We start from the raw sequence: 10,895 nt of genomic DNA on the forward strand, positions 1-10,895 counted from the left end.
TGTGGTGATTGGGCCAGTACCGCTGATTCTTAACCGGGGAACGCTGCTTATTTTTCATCTGAGTTTGTCATGAACCAGTGATGCTTTTCTGATTTATAAAGTGTAAGTGATTTCCATCTGAAAAGTATTCAGGCTGGCATTATACGAATAGAGTCCTGCGTTGGATTGGTGGAAAAACAGATAGCCAAGGGAAAGTTTTTTGGTCACATGTATTGAAATGCCGACTTTTGACTGGAAGAAAAATGAGCCACCAAGATTATGCCTTGGATATTCAGTTTCTCCGGACATGTATCCTGCTCCGAACCCGAGAACCAGGTCGTAATATTGTGAGGGAGTGAAGAGAAGGCGTGGCATTACTGCGAACCTCATTGTTGAATCGCCTCCAGCCTCAGTATCTTCCAGAAAACCGATACTGTATTCCACCTGGGATGAGAGTTTCAGGGAATCGAATGGTGCGGAGTCGAACCGAAAAAGAGGTCTAAGGAAAAATAATTCATAGAGTTGCAGGTTGCGGTTTTCTCGCAATTCTCTGCTGATGCTCGTCCCGATCTTTGTTCCGGCAACAGTTGATGCATTTGAAAGAGTGGGAAGAGATAGAAAAAGAAAAAATAATATTGCTGTTCTCATGCCATACTCCCATTGCAAAAGTTAATAATGGGGAAACCGCTTACAGGGTCAGCAACTCTATGATCTCGAACAAAAATCCTCATTTCTGGACAGACACTCACTATAGCTTACCCATGCGGGCAAAGAGACCTCGAAAAGCCGGGATACCTGCGAACAATCATATAATGGGCATATGTTGTAAATATGTAATGCAGAAGAAGCCGATTGCAATTCATTATTGAACAGCGGAAGGAAAAAATGTTTGAGGAACGGTGAATCTAGCAGCAGTCCTGCTTGATTGGCTGTTTTTTCCCGTTTTCATCAACGGAAACGTAGGTGAATGCAGCCTTGGTGACCAGGAATTCATCGGCGGAATCACCGGGATTTTCTACCGCCGGTTTCACCAGAACTTCCAGATTGATTGTGATGGAGGTGGTGCCGATTTTAACGATTTTACCATAACAGCAGACCACATCTCCCACGTGAACCGGTTTGATAAAGGTAATTGTATCCACGGCGACGGTGACCACGCGGGAACATGTTGCCTCACGGGCCATGATGCCCCCGGCTATATCCATCTGGGACATGATCCAGCCACCGAAGATATCCCCCAGGGGGTTGGTGTCCGCGGGCATGGCAAGGGTTCTGAGGAGCAGTTCTCCTGATGGGTGTACATGTTCTGTCATGGAGAGATCCTGTTTTCTTCGACCCCGTGACAGGCAACTCTGCTACCATCGTCCAGAACAGTCAGTTTTGGGATTTCCGTACGGCAGCGCACGTCAGCATAGGGACAGCGGCCATGAAAGACACAGCCGGGCGGCAGCTGGATCGGAGTGGGAACATCCCCTTTCAGTTTAACATGGTCCATATCCTTTTTTCCCAGTTTGGGAATGGCGGACAGCAGGGCGCGGGTATAAGGGTGTCGCGGATTTGAATAAAGAGTTTCCGTTTCCGCAAATTCGCAGAGGGTACCCAGGTACATGACTGCCACATTGGTGGAAATATGTTCCACAACGGAGAGGTCATGGCTGATAAACATATAAGTCAGACCATGTTCATCCTGCAGGTCCATCATCAGGTTGAGAATCTGTGCCTGGATGGAGACATCCAGGGCCGCAATCGGTTCATCGGCAACAATGAATTCGGGATCAACGGCCAAAGCCCTGGCTATTGAGATTCTCTGGCGTTGTCCTCCGGAAAATTCATGGGGAAATCTGCTGCGCCATTCGGGATCAACTCCTACCTGTTTCATGACTTCGGTAACCCGGTCGGCAGCTTCACTTCTTGAAATACCGGGGTTATGGAACCTGATCGGTTCCTCCAGTGTTTCAAAAACAGACATTCGGGGATTCAGAGAAGAATAAGGATCCTGGAAGACCATCTGCATTTTGGTACGATACGGTTTCATGGCGTTGTTATCCAGGTTGTCTATCCTTTTTCCCTCGTAAAGGACCTGGCCGCTGTTTGGCGGGTAGAGCCGGATAACACTGCGGGCAAGAGTTGACTTTCCGCATCCGGACTCTCCAACCACACTGACCGTTTCACCTTTTCTGATATCGAAGCTGACATTATTCACGGCTTTTACAACAGTCTGTTCCCGGCTGAAACGGCCATTTCTGAAACGTATCTGCTCCAGAAAACCGCCTGAAATATCGAAGTGTTTCACTACATTTTGTATGCTGAGAAGCGTTTCTCTTTCCATTTTTACGTCCTACTTCACCATATGACAGGCTGCAAGACAGCCAGATGATTTTCGGGTTAGGGGCGGTACTTTTTCACGACAAACCCGGGCGCACTGGTTACAGCGATTGTTGAACCGGCAGCCGGAGATCTGTTGTTTGATACCTGGCATGGTGCCGGGGATCTGGTTAAGCCTGCCCCTTCTGGAAACATTCTGTGGAAGAGCCGCCAGGAGTCCCCTGGTGTAAGGATGCTGGGGGTTGGTGACGATCTGCTCAGTTTCTCCCAGTTCCACAATCTGTCCGGCGTACATCACAGCGATTCTCTGGGCCACCTGGGAGACTACAGCCAGATCATGGGTTATGAGGATCAGGGCCATATTCTCAGATTCACAGAGGGAGAGAAGGAGGTTCATGATATCAGCCTGTATGGTGACATCAAGGGCAGTCGTCGGTTCATCCGCGATAATCAGGGCAGGGGATGTCAGCAGGGCAATGGCAATGACTATCCGCTGGCGCATACCTCCGGAAAATTCGTGCGGGTATTGCTTCAACCGTTTTTCCGGAGAGGGGATGGCCACCTTTCTTATCTTGTCCAGGGCAATTTTTTCTGCTTCTTTTCTGCTGATATTCCTGTGGGCGAGCAGGGTCTCCACCATCTGTGTACCGATAGTCAAAACGGGATTCAAGGTCATCATCGGGTCCTGAAAAATCATACTGATCCTGTTGCCCCTGATTTGTCGCATTTCCTCAAGTGAGAGCCTTGCCAGATCAGTACCCTCGAAAAGGATCGATCCACCCGAGATAAATCCGGGTTTACTGATAAGGTTGATAATGCCGAACCCGGTGACGGATTTTCCTGCTCCGGATTCACCCACCAGGCCGAGACGCTGGCCCCGGTCCAGGTCAAAACTGACCCTGTCAACCGCAGTCAGGACATTGTCCCGCAGTTTAAAAGCGACCTCGAGGTCGCGAACAGATAAGAGTGTTTCTTGCTGGTCCACGCCTACTCCTTGTACAGTTTGGGGTTCAGGAAGTCCCGCACCCAGTCACCAAGCAGGTTGATTGACAGAATGAGGACAACCAGTGCAATACCCGGGAAAAGGGTAATCCACCAGGAACCACTGAAAATATAGTCAAAACCGGATTTGATGAGGGAGCCCAGGGATGGCTGAGAGACCGGCATGCCGAGACCTATAAAACTGAGGGCCGCTTCGCTCATGATCGCATTGGCGACCTGGACCGTCGAGATAACCATAACCGGAGTCATGGTGTTGGGGAGAATATGGCGCAGCATGATACGGGTGGGAGGCAGGCCGATTACCCTGGCTGCTTCAACGTATTCTTTTTTCTTTTCCGCCATGACCGAAGCCCGGACTGTTCGAGCGTACTGCGGCCATTCCGCAAAGCCGATAATGAGGATCAGGATGGGGATGGCGTAATGTTCATAGACCCCCATGCCGAAAATACCCTGGAAAAGGGCACCGATGAAAATTGCCACCATGTAAGTGGAAAAGGAAAGTTGTACATCCGCCAGTCGCATGAGAAAAGCCTCGAGTTTTCCTCCCTTGTAGCCGGCGATCAGGCCGACCAGGATTCCAAGTATTGACTGGAGTGCCACGGCTCCGAGGCCTATCAGGATCGAAACCCGCATGCCGTAAAACATGGTAGAGAGCATGTCCCTTCCCTGGGGATCAGTACCCAGGACAAAACGTGAATCACCTCCGTCCTTCCAGATGGGGGGCAGTTCCGAATCCATGATATCAATTGTCGTCTGGTCGTATGGATCATGGGGGGCTAGAATCGGGGCTCCGAAACTGACCACGCAGAGGGAAAAGAGGACAACAAAACTGATGATTGCGAGGGGGTCGCGTATAAAACTGTAGAGGAAAAATGATTCCCTGAATGTTTTTAAAAAGCCCATTATTTCCTCCCCGCAACTCTGACCATGGGATTGACAAGGCCATAAATCAGGTCAACAACCGTGTTGACAACGACAAAGATAAGACCGACAAAAACCAGGTAGGCTACCATGAGCGAAGTATCAGCCCGCTCCACAGATTCAATAAACATTGAGCCCATGCCCTGCCACTGGAAAACCGTTTCCGTGAGAATGGTAAAGGCGATGAGGGTGCCCAGCTGGACACCACCGACCGTAATAACCGGAAGGAGTGTATTCTTGAAAGCGTGTACAAAGAGAACCCGGGAGGGTTTAAGTCCCTTTGCCCGTGCGAACTTGACATATTCTGTCTCCAGGGATTCCTTCATTTCGGCCCGGATAAGTCGGATAAAAAGAGGCAGCATAATGGAAGTGAGGGCGATTGACGGCAGAATAAGGTGTTTCAGGCCATCTGCGGTAAAAAAGCCGGATTTCCAGCCGGGCAAAATTTCGACCAGATCTCCTCTGCCGAATGATGGCAGCCATCCCAGGCTGACTGAAAAAACATAAATAAGGAGAATGGCTGTCAGAAAAACCGGGATGGAAACGCCGATGATCGAGGCTCCCATGAAAAAACGGGAGAGCCAGGAGTTTGGATAAACCGCGGCATAGATCCCCAGAGGGACGGAAAAGAGAATAACCAGCAGGGAGGTGGCAAAGACCAGCTCCAGGGTTGCCGGAGCTTTGGAAATAATCACCTTGGTGGCCGGTTTCTTGAAATAAAAAGAATTACCGAGGTCTCCGTGGAGGGCGTCTTTCACGAAGCGGGCCCATTGGATCATGAAGGGATCATTCAGGCCCAGTTTGTCCCGGAGAATTTCCCGCTCTTCTGCGGAAACGGAAATACCCGTTATCTCTCTTACCGGGTCACCGACACTCTGCTTGATGGCAAAACCTATGATACTGATAACCAGCATGACAAAGATTGCCTGAGTAACTCTGCGAATAAAGAATGCTATCATGGGGTTTTTGCAGATGGAAAAATGGCCCTGCAGCGGAATATCCAGTGCAGGGCCGGGAAAGGTTGGATCTCTTCCCGCATTGCCCGCCGGGAAAAGGATATTCCCTATTTCATGTTCAGGTCACCAAAATAGGGGAAATTCATAACATTTATGATTTCGTCGGCGTTGAGCAGTTTTTTGTTTCCTGCCCAGGAGAGCATCTGCCAGTGCAGCGGAATAAAGGCCGCTTCATTATAGAGAATGTTTTCAATTTCTTTTAACATGGCTGAACGTTTGGCGAGATCAGTTTCGGACTGGGTTGCCAGGGTCAGTTCATCTACTTTTTTGTTGCAGTAGTTCCCGCTGTTATACTGTCCTTTGCCGGTCTCCTTGTTGGGACACATGTAAAGGTATTCGTAGAAGTTGGCACTGTCTTCGGTGTCGGAATGCCAGCCGATCATCTGGATATCGGCAACCTGCTTGTCAAATTCATCCCAGTACTGGGCTTTGGGCATGGTCTTCAGCTCAACCTTTATACCAATTTTGGAGAGCATGGAGGCGACAGCCTGGGCAATTTTCTCGTCGTTGACATAGCGGTTGTTGGGGGCGACCATGGAGACGGTGAACCCTTTTTCATAGCCGGCTTCCTTCATCAGCTGCTTGGCTTTTGCCAGGTCATAGCGCGGGGTAAGCTTTGGATCGTATCCATCATATCCCTTGGGGGAGTTGAGGCCTGCTGCGGTAGCACGGTTCTTCATGATTTTTTTTACGATACCAGTGTTGTTGACGGCATAGACAATTGCCTGGCGGACTTTTACGTTGGCCAGTTCAGGTTTGCGTTTTCCGTTCATCTGGAAAGTGATAATCCTTGAGCCGGGCATGGTGATAAGCTGCAGGTCCTTGTTATTTTCGATCCTGTCGTAATCCTGGGGTGGTACAGGCATGATGAAATCAACATCACCGGAGAGAAGTGCGGCAATACGGGTTGCATTTTCACTGATGGGGGTGAGAATAATTTCATCTACATTTCCGGTATTTTTATCCCAGTACTGGGGGAACTGCTTGAGGACCCAGCGTTGTCCCTGCTCTCTTTCCACTACCTGGTATTTACCGGTTCCTGATTCGTTCTCATTGGCAAAGGAGTAGTCGGTTTTTATGATGGCATCCTTGGGGTTTCCCTTGGCATCCTTTCCACTGTAGAAAACGGAATCCATCGGGAAAATATAGGTGCACATGTTGAGGGTCAGTCCGTAAGGTTCTTTTGTCTTGATATCAACAGTATAATCGTCTACCACAACCGCATCGGCGAAAGGTTCAAAGAGCCCTTTGAAATCCTGGCTTTTTTTGAGTCGGGCCAGGGTCCAGGCCACATCTTTTGCGGTGAATGGATTACCCGAATGAAATTTAACATCATGGCGAAGATACATACGGAGTGTGAGTGGATCGATACGTTCCCATTTTGTGGCGAGACGCGGCACTATTTTCATGTCTTTAGTCCAGCGAACAAGCGGATCAAAAACCATATGGGAGTATTGCAGCATGCCTCCGGACAGCTGCACATGGGGGTCAAGGGAAACGGGGTCCGCATCCATAGCCAGTTTTAAGGTTTTGGCGGTGGCAAACGTCCCTCCAAACAGAAACATGGAGGCTAGACATAAGGTTATGAGTTTTTTCACTGCTATCTCCTCTTGTGAATTAATAATTAACCTCGCAGAAAAACAGAGCGAGGGCCTTGGCGATTATATTACGCTACTTGGGGACAAACGGCAAGATATTGCATGTAATTTGCCTTGAGATGGAAAACATCCGGGCCTGCAGGTCCAATTACAGAAATTTTACATTCTATACAGTGAAACGGATGAGTTTTCAATGTGAAAAATTACGAATTATGGCAAAAAACGATGTAAAAACTACGAAATATGTGAAATATGCATTAAATCTATCCAAAAGATTTCTCTTTCATTCCACGTTATCATAGCTTGAATTTTCATCTGCTTCAAGATAGATATATATCAAAGAGGATGAAGGCCTGTGAGAAAAGACCATTGAAATACAATCTAGTGTCCCGTCAACACTGCTCTGACGTATCTTGCTTGTCATTTTTCGCGCCATCCCGCCTGCGGCTTATGTTACATAGCTCTACTATGTGCTCAAAGCCGCAGACAGAATAGCACAAAAAAATACAGCGCAATATTACGTCATTTCATCGTTGACGTGACACTAGCTGGTAAAAAAGAATATGAAAAACTTGTGTGCCTGTGAGCAATCATATTACAGTTCATAGAGTTTTTCGTCATATCCAGGTTTTTCTTTTTTTCTTACACTCCCTTTAACCAGATCGAACGAAAAATCTTCTGCTTCCAGCAGGTGACCAAGATCTTTCTCAACTTTCTCCGGGTCTTCACCGGACTCCATCCGGGCAATTGCTTCCTCCATTGTTTCTCCGAGTTTTATACCGGTCTGCGAAGAGAAGCTTCTCATCAGAGATGCCATTTGCCGTGGATCATCCTCATTTATATTTTCCGATTCTTTCATCAGGGATTCAAACGCCTGTTCCACTTTTCTCTCATCAAAACCGGCAAGCATATCAAGCTTATTGTTTTCAGCTTTTCCAATAGTGGCAAATGTTGATATCTGTTTTGAGAGTTTTTCCCTGCCGCATCCGGGACAGTCCGGAACCTTTTCGGTATTCACTCTTGCTGAAAAAAAATTATAGATGACATTGCATGATTTGCAATAAAACTCATAAATCGGCACTTTTTCTCAACCTCCAATCGTAATTGGTCACAGAGGTAGCAACTCTGCGATTTTATTACCTCTGAACTGTAATTGCTCACAGGTGCCGCAGATTTTTGCAGGCTCTTTTGTTCGCTATAACTTACCTATGCGGACAAAAAAGACTGTGAAAAGCTGGGGTACCTGTGAGTAATTACCCTCCAATCACTTCATTTATCAGAGAATCTTCAACCTGATCCGTAATAAATACTTTACCAATACTTTCAGGTAATACAAAAAACACACTGCCTTCGACTACCTTCTTATCAGTCATCAGATACTTTCTGATTCTCTTTCTATCCAGAGTTACGGGAACTTCGGTAGGCATATTGTAGTCTGTAAGGATTTTAACAACCCTGTCCCTCTCTTCTCCAGTGATCTGCCCCAAGCCGTGAGAAATTCTTACCGCTGCTGCCATACCAATTGAAACGGCCAAACCATGAATAAGTCTGAAATCAGATGCACTCTCAACGGCATGCCCAATCGTATGGCCATAATTCAGAATTCTCCTGATATCACCTTCTCTTTCATCTTCCGCTACAACTTCAGCCTTAATTTTACAGCATTTAAAAATCGTCTCCGCCAATAACTCCGAATCAAGCTGCAAAATTGCTTCTCTGTTTTTTTCCAGAAAGCCGAAAAACTCCCTGTCCCTGATAACACCATATTTTATTACTTCTGCCATTCCACCGAGCAGCTCATCTTCAGGCAAGGTCGTTAGAAAACCAATGTCAATATAAACAGCCCGGGGCTGATAAAACGCCCCAAGTAGATTTTTTCCCTCGGGTATATCAACTCCGGTTTTACCACCCACGGAACTGTCTACCTGGGCCAGCAGTGTTGTCGGTATCTGAATAAAAGGAATTCCACGCATATAAGCAGATGCAAGAAAACCGGCGATGTCACCCGACACTCCACCTCCAAAGGCAATAATCGCATCAGAACGATCAAATCCTTCCCTTGCCATTCTGCTGGCCAGAGCACCTACAGTTTCAAGAGTCTTATAACTTTCACCTTCGGGAAAGGTTAAAAGAACCGCCTGCAAACCTGCATTCTTCAAAGAATCCATCAATCGGGTCCCATAAAGAGAAGCAACTTTTTCATCACTGATCACTGCCAGCTTTTTCCCGATATTTCCTTTTTGAAGATCTTCCCCTATAGTATCCAGAATATTTCTTTGAAAATAAATAGGATAACTTCTCTTTTCAAGTCCAACTACTAACTCATTCATTTAGTACCCTCATAAAAATCACCCACAATCCAGCGAGCGAAAACTGACCTGTTCCAGGATCCCATAAAAAAAGGAGATACCCCCCGAAGGTGATATCTCCTTATAACATCAATTGAAACCTGAACTACATGGAGTCTCCGGAAGCAGCTCCCTGCATTTTAACTTCAACCTTTTCTTTCAAACCGGCATAATACTCCTTAAGGTGCTCGAGAACCTCATCACGACCAAAATGATCAACAATTTCAGCACCTTCAGAGAGAGCCTTACGGAGTTTAGTTCCAGAAAGAATAACACGTGATTCCTTATCATGCGGACATGTTCGCAGGGATGCCATTCCGTCACACTTATGACAGTAGAATGTCCAGTCGATTTTCATCGGCTTACACTGGAGATCCTTACCCTCATCACCGGTTGTGGGAATACGGTCAAATATTTCCTGGGCCTCAAACAGGCCATAGAAATCACCAACCCCGGCATGATCCCGACCAATAAGCATATTATTAACACCATAGTTCTGACGGAAGGTTGCATGAAGCAGTCCTTCACGGGGACCAGCATAACGCATATCAAGCGGATAACCGGCATTGATCACATGCTCTTTCACGAAATAATTCTCAATGAGAATATCAATCGCCTTAACACGGGTTTCTGCAGGAATATCACCCGGCTTCAAATTACCGATCAGAGAGTGAATCAGCACACCATCACACACTTCCACAGCAATTTTTGCCAGGAATTCATGGGAGCGATGCATCGGGTTACGAAGCTGAAGAGCTGCAACATTTGACCATCCGCGCTCATCAAACATCGCACGGGTCTCAGCAGGCTTCAGATACACGCCAGGATACTCGGCGGGATATTCACCTTCGGAAAGAACCTTAACCGGACCTGCCAGGTTAACATCTTTCTGGTTCATTACCATAATAACGCCAGGATGATCTTCAGGAGCTATTTCCCAGAATTTGCCGTCAACTGATTCTTCGCCTTCACCCATGAAGACTTTTTCACATTCCCATTTTTTATCGGCTTCAGTCATCTCGTATTTTTCTTCAACGAGCATGGTTGCAAATACTTCACCATCTTTAACGAGAGCGATTTCAGAACCTTCAGCGATTTCTGCCGCATCGGCAGCAGTTACATCAAGGGTGATGGGTACAGGCCAGAAGGTCCCATCAGCCATCTGGAAGTTTTCACAGACACCTTTCCAGTCTGCTTTTTTCATAAAACCGGTCAGTGGAGAAAAACCACCGATACCCATCATGATCAGATCGCCTTTAGCACGATCAGAAATTTCAATCTGTTTCAGTTCTGCAGCTTTTTTCAGCTCAGCATCACGCTCAGCGCCTTCAAGCAAGGCACAAACCAAACCTTTTCCACCATGGGGTGCGACTAATTTCGACATAAAATTCCTCTTTTAAAAAATTCATATTAAAAACTGACACCATACAAACTTATGCACAGCATACTGAACGGTAATTCATTTACAAAGTCATTATATACAAAAAAAGCAGCAGGTAAGTCAAGGGAAAAGGAGAAAGAGGTAATCAAGAAGAATCGCTCAGTTTTCAACATGCTTATTGGTATCTTTCAGGAAATAAGTTTTTTATGTGCTCATAATAATGGTACTTGTAATAAAGCCAAAGCAACCCGACCGACCAGCGGGTGCCTGACTCTTTACATTTCTATTTTGATATCACTACTGTCCGGTTAAATATTTTTTAGTA

General features: G+C 46.7%; 10 protein-coding genes. All 10 read right to left on the reverse strand.

Annotated elements, in window-relative coordinates; all coding sequences use genetic code 11:
* Window positions 1–93 precede the first annotated feature (93 nt).
* The 10 genes from ACXLDX_RS13785 to sat all read right to left on the reverse strand — a co-directional run bounded on the left by ACXLDX_RS13785 (window position 94) and on the right by sat (window position 10,573).
* The gene (locus tag ACXLDX_RS13785; protein ID WP_457577765.1) at window positions 94–627 is read right to left on the reverse strand and encodes an acyloxyacyl hydrolase; all 534 of its coding nucleotides are present in this window, start codon (window positions 625–627) and stop codon (window positions 94–96) included.
* 257 nt (window positions 628–884) lie between these two features.
* Window positions 885–1,292, reverse strand: coding sequence for an acyl-CoA thioester hydrolase YciA (gene yciA / locus ACXLDX_RS13790; RefSeq protein WP_457577766.1), 408 nt, complete (start codon window positions 1,290–1,292; stop codon window positions 885–887).
* Window positions 1,289–2,308, reverse strand: a complete 1,020-nt coding sequence (locus ACXLDX_RS13795; protein WP_457577767.1) for an ABC transporter ATP-binding protein — start codon at window positions 2,306–2,308, stop codon at window positions 1,289–1,291. The genes yciA and ACXLDX_RS13795 overlap by 4 nt, the downstream gene beginning before the upstream one ends.
* Before the next feature lie 9 nt (window positions 2,309–2,317).
* Window positions 2,318–3,289: an ABC transporter ATP-binding protein gene (locus ACXLDX_RS13800; RefSeq protein ID WP_457577768.1), complete on the reverse strand. Its 972-nt coding sequence runs from the start codon at window positions 3,287–3,289 to the stop codon at window positions 2,318–2,320.
* A gap of 2 nt (window positions 3,290–3,291) precedes the next feature.
* Window positions 3,292–4,209, reverse strand: coding sequence for an ABC transporter permease (locus ACXLDX_RS13805; protein WP_457577769.1), 918 nt, complete (start codon window positions 4,207–4,209; stop codon window positions 3,292–3,294).
* Window positions 4,209–5,186 carry an ABC transporter permease gene (locus ACXLDX_RS13810; RefSeq protein ID WP_457577770.1) on the reverse strand — a complete coding sequence of 326 codons (978 nt, stop codon included), beginning with the start codon at window positions 5,184–5,186 and terminating at the stop codon, window positions 4,209–4,211. Before ACXLDX_RS13810 ends, ACXLDX_RS13805 begins: the two co-directional genes overlap by 1 nt.
* A 104-nt stretch (window positions 5,187–5,290) precedes the next feature.
* Window positions 5,291–6,841 (reverse strand): ABC transporter substrate-binding protein, encoded by a 1,551-nt coding sequence (locus ACXLDX_RS13815; RefSeq protein ID WP_457577771.1) that lies wholly within the window; start codon window positions 6,839–6,841, stop codon window positions 5,291–5,293.
* Window positions 6,842–7,436: 595 nt separating this feature from the next.
* A complete protein-coding gene (locus tag ACXLDX_RS13820; RefSeq protein ID WP_457577772.1) occupies window positions 7,437–7,922 on the reverse strand; it encodes an FmdB family zinc ribbon protein in 486 nt (161 codons plus the stop codon).
* A gap of 172 nt (window positions 7,923–8,094) precedes the next feature.
* A complete protein-coding gene (aroB, locus tag ACXLDX_RS13825; RefSeq protein WP_457577773.1) occupies window positions 8,095–9,171 on the reverse strand; it encodes a 3-dehydroquinate synthase in 1,077 nt (358 codons plus the stop codon).
* 124 nt (window positions 9,172–9,295) lie between these two features.
* Window positions 9,296–10,573, reverse strand: coding sequence for a sulfate adenylyltransferase (sat, locus tag ACXLDX_RS13830; RefSeq protein WP_457577774.1), 1,278 nt, complete (start codon window positions 10,571–10,573; stop codon window positions 9,296–9,298).
* Window positions 10,574–10,895 lie beyond the last annotated feature (322 nt).

The sequence above is a fragment of the Desulfomarina sp. genome (assembly GCF_054039375.1).

What these genes read in the sequence shown, in the direction of transcription:
- ACXLDX_RS13795 (WP_457577767.1), bottom strand. Translation starts at nt 2,308, where the DNA reads ATGGAAAGAGAAACGCTTCTCAGCATACAAAATGTAGTGAAACACTTC.
- yciA (WP_457577766.1), bottom strand. Translation starts at nt 1,292, where the DNA reads ATGACAGAACATGTACACCCATCAGGAGAACTGCTCCTCAGAACCCTT.
- ACXLDX_RS13805 (WP_457577769.1), bottom strand. Translation starts at nt 4,209, where the DNA reads ATGGGCTTTTTAAAAACATTCAGGGAATCATTTTTCCTCTACAGTTTT.
- aroB (WP_457577773.1), bottom strand. Translation starts at nt 9,171, where the DNA reads ATGAATGAGTTAGTAGTTGGACTTGAAAAGAGAAGTTATCCTATTTAT.
- sat (WP_457577774.1), bottom strand. Translation starts at nt 10,573, where the DNA reads ATGTCGAAATTAGTCGCACCCCATGGTGGAAAAGGTTTGGTTTGTGCC.
- ACXLDX_RS13810 (WP_457577770.1), bottom strand. Translation starts at nt 5,186, where the DNA reads ATGATAGCATTCTTTATTCGCAGAGTTACTCAGGCAATCTTTGTCATG.
- ACXLDX_RS13785 (WP_457577765.1), bottom strand. Translation starts at nt 627, where the DNA reads ATGAGAACAGCAATATTATTTTTTCTTTTTCTATCTCTTCCCACTCTT.